Genomic DNA, 13,219 nt, shown 5'->3' on the forward strand with positions numbered 1-13,219 from the left:
CAGAGCAAAGTGGTTTACAGTTGTAAACTGTGTTGAAGCGGTTCTCGGGCTTTAAAGCCGATGAAGTTCTGCCGTGCAAAAACGTAGGCACGCACAAACCTGTTCTGAATGCTCCGCCTCGAGTTGAGCATTTAAGCGAGCAGTTGGCACAGAAAATAGCGGCTTGCTCACCAAGACAATTAATGGGGAAGGGCAGGGGGCCAATTGAGCTGATTGGGTATTTCCTCACTCCAACAGATTGCTGGCCGGGTTTTCTGCAATGTCGATGTCATCGTAATATTTCTGCGCCTGTGCCACGGAGCGGTGCAGGGACAGGCGCATGGCGGCCTGGATCGGAGCGCCGTCCAACGCGGCTTGGGTCAGGAACCCCGAACGCAGCCCGTGCGGCGAGGCAAAATCCTCGGGGAACCCGGCCAGTTTCAGACGGTGTTTGACGATTTGCGCGATCGCATCCGGGCTGAGGCGACGTTTCAGCACCCGGTCGGCTTTGGAGACAGGACGAAAGAGGGGGCCATCTTTGATCTCGCCCACTTCGATCCAATGGACCAGCGCCTGGGCCGCGCGGCCCTTCAGCACCAGCCGCGGGGTCTCACCCTTGGCCGTGGTCTTGGTCTCAAGCAGGGAAATCCAGACCACGCCGGCCTTTTCAAACTCCTTGAGGCTGACATCCTTGCGCATCAACCCGGTGAGTTCCGAACGCCGTCGACCGCCCGAGGCCCAGCCCAGCATCAGAATGGCCCGGTCGCGGCAATCCCGGCGCGAGCCGCGACAGGTGGCCAGCAGCTGTTCCAGCACATCGCGGGTGATCGGATGTTGCGATTTTGGGGCAGGGGGCCGGGCTGCAGCGCGACGCGCCTTGGCGCGGGCTTGTTTCACCTGCGGCGCGTCAAATGGGCTGGTCAGGTTCTTCATCCGATGAAAGGCGAGCCAAGAGGCAATGCGTCGGTCCAGCGTCGAAGGGGCAGGGCAGGCGAGGGATTTGCGCAGCCCTTGCGAGATCAACGCCTCCGCGGCCTTGCGGGCGCGATCGTCCTGCGCCGCGCCGTTCAGATCCCGCGCGTGATCGAGAATGAAGGCCAGAGCCGCGCTCTCGCTCTCTGGCCAGTCCAGCGGCGCCCCAAACCGCATTGCCTTCCACGCAGTGACATAAACCAAATCCCGCTCATAGGCGCGCAGCGTGTTTTCCGGTGTGCCACGGATGTAAAGATCGGTCAGCGCTTCCTGGTCCGCTTGCGACAGGGCAGGGGAGGGGCTGGGAAGATAGGGCTGAGGCGTCGTCATAGTGGTTATTCTGGGTCGGTTTTGCGGGGAAATCAATCACACCTGATAAGGGATACTTATCAGGTGTAATAGACATTTGATATTGTGTTCAAGGTAACGTGCAAAAATTAAAAATATTGCGCGTAAGGCAGCGCGGTACCTGCACTCAGCAAGAAACTTTGCAACACTTGTGCTCTCAAACTCGATGGGAATGATGAACCCCGGAAGGCGCACAGTCTGGCCGTTCCAGTCTGTGCGTATGCCGGTCGAAACCGGTTGCTGACTGATCTGCGAGGCCCCGTCGCGACTGATTATGCCAACGGGAAGGTTCGGCAACACCGTGCCTTCGGGGAGGAGGTCTCCCCACTGCAATTGCACGATATCCTCTGCCAGGGCTCTTAGCGGGATCACTACGGAAATGGTCGCTCCTATCAGGACAAAGCGTCTGTCAACGGTTTTCCTCATTGTCTCGTGCTCCTCAACGTCATGTTTTGGCAATCAAACCGTCTGCAACAGACATTCGGTATGCCATGGCCGCCGGCAACAGGCTGGAAATCGCTCCAGCGGTCACCACCAGCACCGCCATCCGAATTTCGTACCAGGACAGCGCATTCATTGGCAGCCAAAGCCCGAACTGCTGATCAACAATTGGCTGTGCGATGGCCAATCCCGCAAAGAGCAATCCAATGCCGGCAATTGTGGCGATTGTGGTGATAAGAGCGGCTTCCAACACCATCAGTCCGACGATCATCATCGGCCCGGCGCCAACCGCGCGGAAAACGGCCATTTCACGGCGGCGTTCACCCAGAGTCGAAAGCAGCATGGCCATCATCCCAATCAATGCCGTCACCACCACCAGCTTCGATACTGCCAGCAAAGCTGTTTCGGCGACCCCCACGATGCCCCAAAGCTCTTGCAGGGCGACGCCAGGCAGGATCGCAAGAAGCGGCTCTTGCGCGTATTCATTTATGGCGCGCTGCAGAGTGAAGGTGCGAATGGGGCTCTCCACCCCGATCAGGGCGGCCGTGATGGCCTTTGGTGTAAGGTCTAAGGCCCTGATTTGTGCTTCGGGCGTCGTTTGACCGGGTATTGGCACACCGCTTTGCCAATCCACGTGGATGGCCTCGATCGCTTCCATACTGACAATTACCGTACGATCCACTGGCGTGCCTGTCTTTGCCAACACGCCTGAAATCCGGAATGGCTGGTCTTCATGGTCAATAAATGAAGCGAAGCCATGCGAAACAACAATCGGATCCCCAACTGTGTAATCCAGCATTTGTGCGACGTTCGCACCGATCACAGCATTGAAGAGGTCATCGAACCTGTGACCCGCAGCCATTTCAAGAGAGCGATCCCGACGGTACTTAAAATGGTCGAAAAAACCCTGCGTCGTTCCCATGACCCGGAATTGCTGATGGCTGTCACCCAATGAGATCGGAACGATCCATTCGACCTCGGGGCGTGCCGCAACATCCTCATAGCTTTCCCAGGTGATATTGTTCGTGGCATTGCCAATCCGAAACACCGAATAAAGCAGCAACTGCACCGAGCCAGAGCGCGCACCGACAATCAGGTCAGTTCCTGAAATCGTGTTTGCAAAGCTGTTCTTAGCTCCGCTGCGCACTTGTTCGACGCCCAGAAACAAAGCGACGGACAGGGCAATGGCTAGGATCGTCATTCCGACGGTCAGCGCACGGGCCATAAGCGAGGCTATGATCAGACGCAGGATCACGCGCGCAGTTTTGCGCCTTCATAGATCATTCAGTTGCCGATCTGCTCAGGCGTCCAGCCATTCTTCAGCCGCTCGACGACACGCTTGCGCTACTCGGGATGTACTCGGGATGACGGATCAGTTTACGTTGCCGGGCGCGCCGATCCGCAGCTTTCCGATGCGCGGACGCGCCGTAGTAGCCATCACATTTGGGCAGACAGGAATCCGAGAAGAAGTTCCGCTTGATCTCTCGATGGATGGTTGCCTTCGAGCGCTTCAACACGCGTGCCATCTCTCGAACAGGGACACTCGCGTGCCTCCAACGTTCTATTCTACGGCGTTCCTCAATGCTGAGTTACGAATACACTGTACCCATGCCATGATCTCCTCATTAGATAACTCATTGGTTTCTAATAGGAGGCGCACTTAAAGGTAGCGCGCACCTTGATCGGAGCATCAACCTCATAAGAGTTATTATGTTAATAGTAGAAACCTGATCTCCTGGTTATACCGCATGTAATGCTGCCGCCCGACGCCGCACGCCAGCAACAATGGCTTCCGCCAATGGCATCGGGAACCTATCCGGCAAATCTGCTAGTGTCCCGTCCAAGGCGGGCTCAATCTCAGACGCGATGTCCGACAAAACCTCATCCGCCAACACCACACCAAAACCTGCCGCCTTCGCTGCCTGCAGGAAATGACGCGGCACCACTTCGTTGATCCGGTAGTGTCCGTCGATCTCCATCGCAAGGCGCATCCGATTCTGGCGAATTTGACCGTCATCTACGGCCTTCTGGGCGCTCAGCACATCGTAGAGCGGGGTCATGCGGAATCCACCCGGACGCAATGCAATGCTGAAATTCTTGGCGTGCCCGTCTGTCGCTCCTAAGAGCCAAAACAACACCTGTGTGCGGAAGAACGCGCGCTGATCTGCCCCGGGGTCATCACTACCCGCTAGTAAACCGACGCCTTCTGTGATCCCCGGCCCACCGTCCATTTGGTATTTCTGGCTAGGCGGGACTGTGAGCGCTTGGCAAAAGTCTTCCTGCGGGAGGCGGATTAATCGACCATCCTTGGCCCAACGCCGATCAAACCGTGTCACAACAAGGCTCCGCACGTCCTCGAAGTCGGCAATCTCGACCTCCGCCACCTCCATTCCCATGACGCGACAAAAGCTCATGCAGAAATACTCGTTCTCGACGCTGTCGGATAAATCGATCCCTGCGGGCAGAACACCAAGCTGGGTCTTGAGGATATGGGTTGTTGGGGTGAGCCCGGACGGGCGAATCCATGCGCCATCGTAGCGCAGCAGCGCCGTTTTCTCCTGCGCCCCTGCTATGGAAATGCGGAAGTCGTCGTCTGCGTCCAAGCCAAGGGGAGCGCTCGCAAGGCTGCGCAGCATGTCAGCAATTTGCGCCTCAGATACGGGTTCTCCCTCGAGCGCGCCAACCTCGGGCATCTCGCCCGAAACGAATTGCAACGCCCCCACGCAGTCACGTCCAATCTTCTCCAGCATGTGCCACGCGTCAGTGCCGCCAGCGCGTACCCGAGCGGCAACGCGCTCACGTATTGCCTGATTGTCCGGAAGCAGATTTTCCAGATAGGCAATGACAGGGCCGCCTTGATGCGCTTCTTCACGCAAAGGCAGTGACAATGAGATGGGCATGGCGTGCTCCCACGACAGCCAGTCCTGATCGTAGGCAAAGCTGATCGCTCCCGATCCAGAAAGACGCAAAATCCCCACCAACCGTCCGTTCAGGAGCACCCGCATCGTACCGCTACGCCGATGTCTGGCCATCAGAAGATATCCTCGATCTCAAACGAGCCACCGCGCTCCACCAATCGAAACTCAAGCCCAAGCGCAGCCATGACGGCGAGCACCGTGGCAAGCTTGGTTCCCGCGTCGCCATTCTCGAGCGACGAAATCGTCGCGACACGCAAATTCGTGCGTGCGCTGATATCGCTTTGGGTCCAGCCGCGCGCCTTTCGCGTCCGGCGAAGTGCCTGGCCGATCTGCTCAGCCGTTCGTGCCGTGAGATCCATGATGTGGCTCCTTTTACGGCGCAGCGTAAATCATATCAATTTACGCTTCAACGTAAAAATTTATCTTTTGCGCTACAGCGTAAAACACTGGGTGCGCTCACGCCTGCGGCCCCGCCGCGCGGGCCTGTTTCAGCCCTCATTGCAGGATATCGTAGATACTTGAATGGCTTATCTCTTCCATTCAACACACGTTCAATAAGCTGTGCATGGTGCGACTGTAACTATTTTGATTTTTGATCATCCAGTCCCTCAAAAATCTCCGGATCGATATAATCAAAGTCGTCGTTCTTCAGCTTCACGACATCGTCCGGTGACTCCAATGCTTCAATTGCTTCGGGCTTTGGTCTTCGAAGCTCCACAGCGGGCCGATGCGAACCCATACAGGATGAAATCCCAGTAAAACGTTCGTTGGTGGTGAAACGCGATAGATCGAGGTGTTTGGCGGCGCCGCAGAAATCTAAGCAGAAATCAAAACCGTCGCGCCAACTCCCAAAATTGGCGCATGTCTTCAACTCATTTCGTTGGTTTCTCAATTGCAGAAGCGCAGGTGTTCATCAGAGTGGAATTCGGGAAACTTACGCTACCTAGTTTTGTGCTTTTCACCAAAAATTGTGGTCTTTTTATCGCCAATCCACTCGCGACTGCGATCCGTGGCGTATGCCGCAAAGTAATAGACTTCCCCTAAAAATTTTTCATGAAGCCAGACCCTATCGCGGGCTTTAATTCTATAAAATCCCGCTGATGTCCATACTGTAGTAGCGAAAACCAACGAGAATATCGGTATCGCAGCGATTGTACAATTCTATACGACTATATCCTGGCTCGTCCCAATCATACGCCTTAAAGTGCTCAAGCGCGTCATACTTGAAATAGGCTATGTCACGGACCTCGTCCAAGACTTCACCGGTGAGCATGGCGGCGGAGTTTAACCCCATATGATCAACTGAACCGGTATGAATGCCAACGACCTGGCTCTTGTCGACGACAAGGGCCATGCCTGATTGGCCGGGTAGCGTGTCGCAGTCATGCAGAAATGCCGTGTAGTGAGAGCGCATACCTTTGTAGGTGCATGAGGTTCTGTCCGGTTCCGTCTGATAATACTGCGAGCCGTTCTTGGTACCGTCGCCCATCCCGTACGAAATGATATCGAATTGTGCACCGCTTAATTCAATTTTTTTGGCGTCAACGACATTGAGCGCTGGTGAGACATCGCGAAACGGAGTGTTTCCCTCATACTCTCGGACCTGGATGACCGCGATGTCTTTTGAGGCGGCATAGGATGTGTAGCCGTTGAAGCCCAACGTCTTTGACGAAATCCTTAAGCAAAAAAAACCCGCTTTATATGAAAGCGCATTACCGAAAGTTCGGAGTTGCTGGTATGCAACCCGGGCTTTAAGGTGATGTTTTTCTTAAATTGCCCGGTGCCTGCGTCGTAAACGCAATGAGCTGCAGTAATCACGTGAGTAATCCCGATGGTTGTACCCGAACATACTACGCCAAGTGGGTGATTTCCCTCCATCACGGCCACGGTACTGCGGTCAAACCATTCTGCTGGAATGATCTTCCGATTGTCTTTTCCAACAATGATGGCCATAGAAGGCGTGGTTACAAACACAGATACAACAAAAACAATGCTGAAAACTCTTATTAGACTAAACATACTCATGTATTTCCACCTTGCAGGAAATGAACCCCACTGAAAAACGACCTGTTCTTGTTGGGAGAAACCGGTGCATTCCGAATGCTCCCCTCGCGGCACCAACCTTAGAACGCTACCTATTTGCGCCTGGGGTGCACCGGTAACCATGTGACTTAACCAGAAGCAGAACTCTTAACAGGTTTATTAATTCTCGGTTTCGCAATTTCAACTCTGCTTTCTGGCACCGCTCGTATTATTCGGCCAGGTTTTTCAGCTAAACGCTCCCATAACCTTAAGAATTCAGGGACGCGTCACTGTCAAAATCGGCTTTGTTCGATAGGTTTCAGCCTGTTTTACGATTTTGAATGTCTGGTACTGGGAAATCGTGCTTTGTTCCCACGACATTTTATTAACTCTTGTCGACCCACGGCTCGAATTTGTCTGCCTCTGAATTAGGTCGCATAGTGGGAGTTTGAGAGGCTTCTACATTTGCGGGTGCAGCGAATGGCCATTTCGGTGGGCCGTACAGCGGCAGCGAGATAGGGCGGCGAACGGGAGGTATGGGCCGTTATTTCTGGACTACCAATACCATTCAACTCAAAAAACAGTTCGGCATTCTGGTCAATCGCTCTGCAATCGGACTGTGATTTCGGACAGCCGTGACCAGGATTGCAAGGTCACCGGTAAAGTAAGCGCCGCTTCGGCAAACTCCCACGAATAGCTGACAATCGAAAAGATCATCCCCGGCGTTGCTTCCAGGTTTTGCGTCGCGAACCACAGGTTGAACAGGATCAGACCTATCAGCAGAACGAAGATCACGCCGTACAGAATGGCTTCGGTATCCGACAGTTTTACTTCAAACCGGCGCATTTTTTTCAGGTGAACAAACAGAGGCCGTTCGCGACGTTGTTCCAGAACGCTGACCTGATGCTCCATTTGCTCATTCAGGGCACGGTTCCATTGCCAAAACGTCGAATGAAACAGGGCGTAAACGGATATCATCCCGACAAGAACCCCGCAGGCTGACAGGGCCAGAACCGGCGAGAAGTAAAACAGCAAAATTACTGATACGACAAATTGCACGACCCCTGCGATTGCCGACGGTAGAATTTCCTCCAGAAAGTCGGCCAGTTCACGCCCCATTCCGATCCGGGCGTTCAGAGACGAAATCGGCAGGTTCGAAAACCGCGCGGCAAGTGCCTTGCCCAGTTCGACGCGGATCGTTCCGTAAACACGCGTATCGTAAACCCGCCGGATCACGCCGATCAGTGTGAGGGCGATCATAAGAGCGCCCAAATGCACAAAGGACTGAAACTCTCCGCTCAGCAAACCATCTATGGCGAGACCGATGAACAACGGGATCAACACAGTTAAGGCCGTCTCGGACAGGATCAGTAACCACGTGAGGATGACGCGCCAGCGAAATACACTCAGAAGTGTTCCGATTTTCAGGTTTTGATCCCTCAACATAGGGCGCTACTGATCATAGTGGATACGAACGCGAACATCGCCCGGCCAGACCGAGGCAGCCTTGAAATCAGGCTCATCTTCTGGGTTTGGGGCACCTGTTGAACCCACCCCCTCCAACAGTTTCGTTGCAGTCATGTTCAGATCTTCATCTTTGTTTTCATCATGAAACAACAGCACCGCGTAGGGGCCTGCGTTCAGGTTAGAAAATTCATGGCTGACACTACCTTTGCGTGATGGAACCTGGGCGTAGTCAACGGCGCCCCAGACATCCAAACTGTCAAAGGCGCGGGCATTATCAAACACTAGGATCACGACGTTTCCCTTGGCGTTACGGATGCCATCCACGGTCACATTCAATCCATCAGCGGCAGTTGGTGTTGCCAACGTCATAATAGCGAATGCGAGTGCTAAAAGAGAACGTGTCATGGCTTTGTCCTTTCTTCAGACGGCAGCAGAAGGTGTGGGTTGAAAACCGCAAGGACATCCTCGGCGATGGCGATCAACACCGGCACCAGCAGCAGCATCAGCGCGGTGCCGAACAGTTCCCCAAAGGCCAGAGAGATTGCCGCCGGGATCAGATACTGCGCCTGCTCAGAGGTTTCGGTCAGCAAAGGCAGTAGGCCAATCACCGTCGTTGCGGTGGTGAGAAAGATCGCCTTGAAACGTCCGATGCCTGCGCTTTTTAGTGCCAGAGTCACAGGCTGACTTTCTTCGCGCGCCTGATTGTAACGGGTGATCATGACCAGACTGTCATTCACGATCACACCAGTCAGCGCCAGCATGCCGAAGAACGAAAACAGCGACAGCGAGACATCCATGATCAGGTGCCCGACGGCGGCTGCGATAAAGCCAAAGGGCACGATTGCCAGGATAACAAAAGGCTGCCAATAGCTTTTTAGCGGAACGGCCATCAGCACATAGATCAGCACAGCCGCCAGCAACAGCGCGCGTTTCAGGCCATCGCTGATATCAGCCATCTCTTCCAGTTCACCGGCAGGCAGGACAGTGACACTGGGATACTTGGTGCGGAGTTTCGGGACCAGCTGCTCAAACACCGCCTGACCCACCTCTTCGGGGGCAACTCGATCGCGGTCGATGGACGCGGCCACGATGTTCATGCGTTTGCCGTCGCGGCGATCAACGATGCCAGAGGTATATGCGCCTTCGATTTCGGCAACCGTCTCAAGCGGCACCCACGCACCGGAGGCGCTGCGCAACTGGGTCTGCATCAGATCGGCGAGCGTATCGCGGTTTTCCCGCGCATTCTGTACGACCACGCGGACTTCGGATCCGTCGCGCCTGACCTTGGTTACCTCGGCCCCGCCAAAGCCATAGCCAATCTGTCTTGCCAAGGCCTCGGCGTTGAACCCAAGATGCCGTGCGTCCGGACGCAGGCGAAGTTTCAGTTCGGGTTGACCGCCCGCCAACCCATCCCGCACATTCGCCACGCCTTCGATATTCGACAAAAAATCTTTCATCTCAGCGCTGGCTTGTCGCAGCAAGTCTTCATCCTTTGACGCCAACCGGATGCGGAAACCTCCGGCGAGCGTTTCCGATCCGGTGAATTCCAGCTCGGTTGCGCCCTCAACGGTACCTACCCGGTCACGCCATTCGCGGACCACGGAAAGGATCGGAACGTCCGAGCGTTCGGCTACCGGGATCATCTCGGCGTAAATTTGCGCGCTGCCAGCGCTGTTGATGATGCTGAACACCGTCTGCACAGGCGGCGTGCCCACGCCCACCTTTTCGGCACGTTCAGCACGCAGCCCGAGCCGGGCCGTCAGCGTATTACCATCCACCAAAGATCCGACCCAACCACGCTCGACCCGCTCAGGGGCATCGTCCATGTCTATATCGCTGTACATAACCTGGACTTGCGGAATGAGTGCCCAGTCATTTGCCAATGTGAAAGACTTGCCCACTTCAATAGATATCTCATACCCACTGCCGTTGGCATCCGCGGCGGCCCCGCCGTTGGGTCGTATCTGGCCGTCGAAGTACCCGTAGCGAAGCTGCCCGTCGAAATAGAGCAGGCTGTCTGCCACCCATAGCGCGCTAATGGTTGCATCGTAAGTGTCAGCCGAGATATTGGCGCTGGCCCAGCTGGTCCCGACATTCGATGTCATGCTACCGATGCCAAACTCCAGGCCGCCAAACACCTGTCCGCCTGCGACCTCACCCAAAGGCAAATTCGCGCCATATTGCAGACTGCCGCTGTTCGTCGTCATCTCGCCTTCACCGACATCATAGCTGTCGTGTTTACCATCGATCTCAACCCGGAACGTTGGTCCTGCGGTTGCAGTCAACTCAGTAATCGCATGCTTGGCGGTGACGGCTTTGGAGCCATAGCTTTGCGCAGCAGTACGGACATTCTGAATAAACCCGCTGAGGCTGTCACGCGACGGCTCGGCTATGGACATTCCAGCACTTGCGACAAGAGCGAACGCTGTAGCGGATGCAATCATCACCTTTTTCATCTTGTCGCACCTTTCTGCCAAGCGTGTTTTGTTGCGCTGTGTGCAATCAATCTGGCAAACTGCGGGTCAATTTGATTGCGCTGGCAGGTCAAGGTTTTGAGGAAAGACATCAGGTTGACCCGGGTTCGCAGCGTCTGTTGCAGCGAGGCGAGTACTTTCAGGAGTACCGTGGCTTTGCAAAGATCACACCCCGGATTGAATAGATGGAAGCCAATCAGCCCACACATCTCATCATTGATTGAAGATCGATTGGTTGTACGTCGTGGCAAGGCTGATGATCAGCTTCCAGCTGACTGTAGAAATCGCCGGGCCCCGACTTTAACAGCAGGGGGCCGGCGTAAGGCGTTGGTTTAGATTAGGTCTACCGGGCGTGACCAGTGCAATCTTATCGATTGTCCAAGAGCCGGTCTTTGTAGATCCAGAGGCCATCGGTCAGATTGGCTCCCGTCGTGTCACCAAAGATAACGGTATGCGCGCCATTTCCATTATCAACCCAGGTAACCTCAACGTCTGGGAGACGGGCGCTCCACTTCGGATTGAAAACGGGATAGGGCTGCGCAGAGGTAAGGGTATTTTGATCAAGAACTTGCTTTGGCGACAAATCCAAGCTGCCGTCAGTCAAGTTGTTGATTTGTTGGGTTTTGGTGATCTTTCCGGGCTGGTTAAGTGTCTGTGAAATTGATGAGCGGACATCGTGTGTACGCCCATTGTTTCCATGAGCCCGCAAAGGTCCGGCCATGGACATTCCAGCACTTGCAACAAGTGCGATTACAGTAGCGGATGCAATGATTGTCTTTTTCATCTTTTGGTCCCTTTCCGAGATGCGTTCTCTATACGCTGTGTGTGCACTCAACTTGGCAAACTGCCGGCTGGGTTTATTGTGCGGGCACGTCAAGGTTTTGAGAAAAGGCTTCAAATAGGCGTCCTTGGGCTCTGCCTGTCGCGATGAGCTGGCCTCAATGGCTTTGATACAAACTTTCGGCTGGTAACAACGTCGGATGCTGCGAGTTCAAAGCCTTCGCCGAGATGGCACAATTCTTGATGAGAGATTCAAGCGCATTCGCAATTTATGCCAGCGAGAGCCCGGCTCTTTTTTAGATCTGAATGACCGTAGCGCAGCGAATTATACTGCGCGGATCGCCGAAGTCTTCAGTCGGCTTGATAAACCATATTAGTCTGATGTGACGACGGTCCTGACGATGGTCACGTACAGACATCAGTCAATTAGCATTTCGGAAAGTTCACCTGCTCCTTTTTGCAGGATGTTCAGAAAGGACAGCAGACTGTTGACGTCGTGACGTTGGGTTGGAGCATGCACCGAAAGTGTGCCCACCAATCTGCCTTGTCCATCACGAATGGGCACAGCGATGGCCGTCATTCCGGCCATGAATTCCTCATCATCTGTCGCGTAACCCCTTTCAGAGATTCCGCGGATTTCGTCGCGCAGTGCTTTAGGGTCCGTTAGGGATCGTTCGGTCTGCGGTTGCAAATTGCCTGCAGAGAGAAATCCATCCAACGTCTTCTGACGCAGAGTAGACAGGTACATCTTGCCGCTGGCTGTACAATGGAAAGGCACCTGAGTACCGATAGGCAATTGGATGCGTAGCGGCCATTTCGTTTCGACCCGGTCGAGGTAGATCATTCCTTCCCGGTCCGGGATGGCTAAGTTGCAAGTTTCACCAACGTGTTCGGCGACACTGCGCAAGATTGCCAATCGCGCCGTGCGCAGGTGTTCGGAGGACATGGTATTGACCGAAAGCGACCGAAGCCGGTGCCCGGGGCCGTATGAGCGGCCATCCAGATCTCGCTGCAGGAAACCTTCGGCCTCAGCTGTTTGGAGCAGACGGTGAACTGTGGGCTTCGCCAGCCCCAAAGTCTCGATCAGGTCTGCTGGTTTGATGGCGACCCCACGCCGCGCCACCTCCTCAAGAATAAGAAGAAGGCGCAGGTTGGTCGGGATCTGAGTTTCTTTGTCTTGGGTTTCCGTCTCGGCCATCCCGCAACATTCTAGTTATTTGGCAGCAGGATCAAGGCCAGATCGGGCACAAGCGACACCAAGATCCATACCGACAGCAAAGCCGCCAGATAGGGCACAGTGTATCGCAAGAGGCGGAAATAGGGCACACCCGTCACACCTGATGCCACATAGAGGTTCAAACCGTAAGGTGGCGTGATGAAGCCGATAGATGCGCCCACTAGGAAGATCACCGAGAAATGGATCGGGTCTATTCCAACCGAGGCCGCGATTGGCGCGAGTATCGGCGCAAGGATGATCGTCACTGGCAGGCTTTCCAGCACCATGCCTGAAAAGAAGACAATCACCATCGAGGTGAACAGAACCGCGTGGTAGCCGCCCATTGAGGTTACAAAGTTCCCAATGGTTTCTTGCGCCCCCAGCAGCGACAGGATTTGCTGCATCACCACTGAAATTGCGATCAGCGGTGCAAGGATGCCTGTGATCTGGGCTGACCGGATCACAATTGACGGAATTTCGGGGATCGTAAAACCTTCGACCACAAACATCTCGGCATAGGTTTTTTCGGTTGGTGAAATGTTGTTGCGGGCTCCCATCAAGCGATTGATCGGATAGCTGACCAAGCCTGCAATCACGCAAAA

Annotated in this window: 15 protein-coding genes; all 15 read right to left on the minus strand. The window is 54.7% G+C overall.

The window, feature by feature from the left end; genetic code table 11:
* Positions 1-225: 225 nt before the first annotated feature.
* A complete protein-coding gene (locus tag GOV90_RS20875; protein WP_171096774.1) occupies positions 226-1,281 on the minus strand; it encodes a tyrosine-type recombinase/integrase in 1,056 nt (351 codons plus the stop codon).
* A gap of 36 nt (positions 1,282-1,317) precedes the next feature.
* Complete coding sequence (locus GOV90_RS20880) at positions 1,318-1,725, minus strand: DUF3299 domain-containing protein (protein ID WP_171172934.1); 408 nt, start codon at positions 1,723-1,725, stop codon at positions 1,318-1,320.
* 19 nt (positions 1,726-1,744) lie between these two features.
* Positions 1,745-2,995: an ABC transporter permease gene (locus GOV90_RS20885; protein ID WP_171172935.1), complete on the minus strand. Its 1,251-nt coding sequence runs from the start codon at positions 2,993-2,995 to the stop codon at positions 1,745-1,747.
* Between the two features lie 64 nt (positions 2,996-3,059).
* On the minus strand, positions 3,060-3,323 hold the full coding sequence (locus GOV90_RS21465; protein WP_174827346.1) for a helix-turn-helix domain-containing protein: 264 nt from the start codon (positions 3,321-3,323) through the stop codon (positions 3,060-3,062).
* A 156-nt stretch (positions 3,324-3,479) separates the two neighbouring features.
* The gene (locus GOV90_RS20895) at positions 3,480-4,772 is read right to left on the minus strand and encodes a type II toxin-antitoxin system HipA family toxin (RefSeq protein WP_171096749.1); all 1,293 of its coding nucleotides are present in this window, start codon (positions 4,770-4,772) and stop codon (positions 3,480-3,482) included.
* Positions 4,772-5,017, minus strand: a complete 246-nt coding sequence (locus GOV90_RS20900) for a helix-turn-helix domain-containing protein (RefSeq protein WP_171096750.1) — start codon at positions 5,015-5,017, stop codon at positions 4,772-4,774. The genes GOV90_RS20895 and GOV90_RS20900 overlap by 1 nt, the downstream gene beginning before the upstream one ends.
* A 221-nt stretch (positions 5,018-5,238) precedes the next feature.
* Positions 5,239-5,529, minus strand: a complete 291-nt coding sequence (locus tag GOV90_RS21115) for a hypothetical protein (protein WP_171096751.1) — start codon at positions 5,527-5,529, stop codon at positions 5,239-5,241.
* A 213-nt stretch (positions 5,530-5,742) separates the two neighbouring features.
* Positions 5,743-6,318: a hypothetical protein gene (locus GOV90_RS20905; protein WP_171096752.1), complete on the minus strand. Its 576-nt coding sequence runs from the start codon at positions 6,316-6,318 to the stop codon at positions 5,743-5,745.
* Positions 6,319-6,335: 17 nt separating this feature from the next.
* On the minus strand, positions 6,336-6,683 hold the full coding sequence (locus GOV90_RS20910; protein ID WP_171096753.1) for a serine protease: 348 nt from the start codon (positions 6,681-6,683) through the stop codon (positions 6,336-6,338).
* Between the two features lie 594 nt (positions 6,684-7,277).
* Entirely contained in the window at positions 7,278-8,126 is an 849-nt protein-coding gene (locus GOV90_RS20915) for an ABC transporter six-transmembrane domain-containing protein (protein WP_171096754.1), read from the minus strand.
* Positions 8,127-8,132: 6 nt separating this feature from the next.
* Positions 8,133-8,552 (minus strand): DUF2141 domain-containing protein, encoded by a 420-nt coding sequence (locus GOV90_RS20920; protein WP_171096755.1) that lies wholly within the window; start codon positions 8,550-8,552, stop codon positions 8,133-8,135.
* Positions 8,549-10,603, minus strand: a complete 2,055-nt coding sequence (locus GOV90_RS20925) for an efflux RND transporter permease subunit (protein ID WP_171172936.1) — start codon at positions 10,601-10,603, stop codon at positions 8,549-8,551. The genes GOV90_RS20920 and GOV90_RS20925 overlap by 4 nt, the downstream gene beginning before the upstream one ends.
* A gap of 385 nt (positions 10,604-10,988) precedes the next feature.
* A complete protein-coding gene (locus GOV90_RS20930) occupies positions 10,989-11,405 on the minus strand; it encodes a hypothetical protein (RefSeq protein ID WP_171172937.1) in 417 nt (138 codons plus the stop codon).
* A 414-nt stretch (positions 11,406-11,819) separates the two neighbouring features.
* Positions 11,820-12,599: an IclR family transcriptional regulator gene (locus tag GOV90_RS20935; protein ID WP_171096758.1), complete on the minus strand. Its 780-nt coding sequence runs from the start codon at positions 12,597-12,599 to the stop codon at positions 11,820-11,822.
* Positions 12,600-12,610: 11 nt separating this feature from the next.
* A partial coding sequence (locus tag GOV90_RS20940) for a TRAP transporter large permease subunit (protein ID WP_171172938.1) occupies positions 12,611-13,219 on the minus strand: 609 nt, incomplete at its 5' end.

This window comes from Ruegeria sp. HKCCA5929, assembly GCF_013034525.1.
In the GTDB taxonomy this organism is placed as follows: Bacteria; Pseudomonadota; Alphaproteobacteria; order Rhodobacterales; family Rhodobacteraceae; genus Ruegeria.

Coding starts and splice junctions, on each gene's coding strand:
- GOV90_RS20875 (WP_171096774.1), bottom strand. CDS start 1,281: ATGACGACGCCTCAGCCCTATCTTCCCAGCCCCTCCCCTGCCCTGTCG.
- GOV90_RS20880 (WP_171172934.1), bottom strand. CDS start 1,725: ATGAGGAAAACCGTTGACAGACGCTTTGTCCTGATAGGAGCGACCATT.
- GOV90_RS20895 (WP_171096749.1), bottom strand. CDS start 4,772: ATGGCCAGACATCGGCGTAGCGGTACGATGCGGGTGCTCCTGAACGGA.
- GOV90_RS20900 (WP_171096750.1), bottom strand. CDS start 5,017: ATGGATCTCACGGCACGAACGGCTGAGCAGATCGGCCAGGCACTTCGC.
- GOV90_RS20910 (WP_171096753.1), bottom strand. CDS start 6,683: ATGAGTATGTTTAGTCTAATAAGAGTTTTCAGCATTGTTTTTGTTGTA.
- GOV90_RS20915 (WP_171096754.1), bottom strand. CDS start 8,126: ATGTTGAGGGATCAAAACCTGAAAATCGGAACACTTCTGAGTGTATTT.
- GOV90_RS20920 (WP_171096755.1), bottom strand. CDS start 8,552: ATGACACGTTCTCTTTTAGCACTCGCATTCGCTATTATGACGTTGGCA.
- GOV90_RS20925 (WP_171172936.1), bottom strand. CDS start 10,603: ATGAAAAAGGTGATGATTGCATCCGCTACAGCGTTCGCTCTTGTCGCA.
- GOV90_RS20930 (WP_171172937.1), bottom strand. CDS start 11,405: ATGAAAAAGACAATCATTGCATCCGCTACTGTAATCGCACTTGTTGCA.
- GOV90_RS20935 (WP_171096758.1), bottom strand. CDS start 12,599: ATGGCCGAGACGGAAACCCAAGACAAAGAAACTCAGATCCCGACCAAC.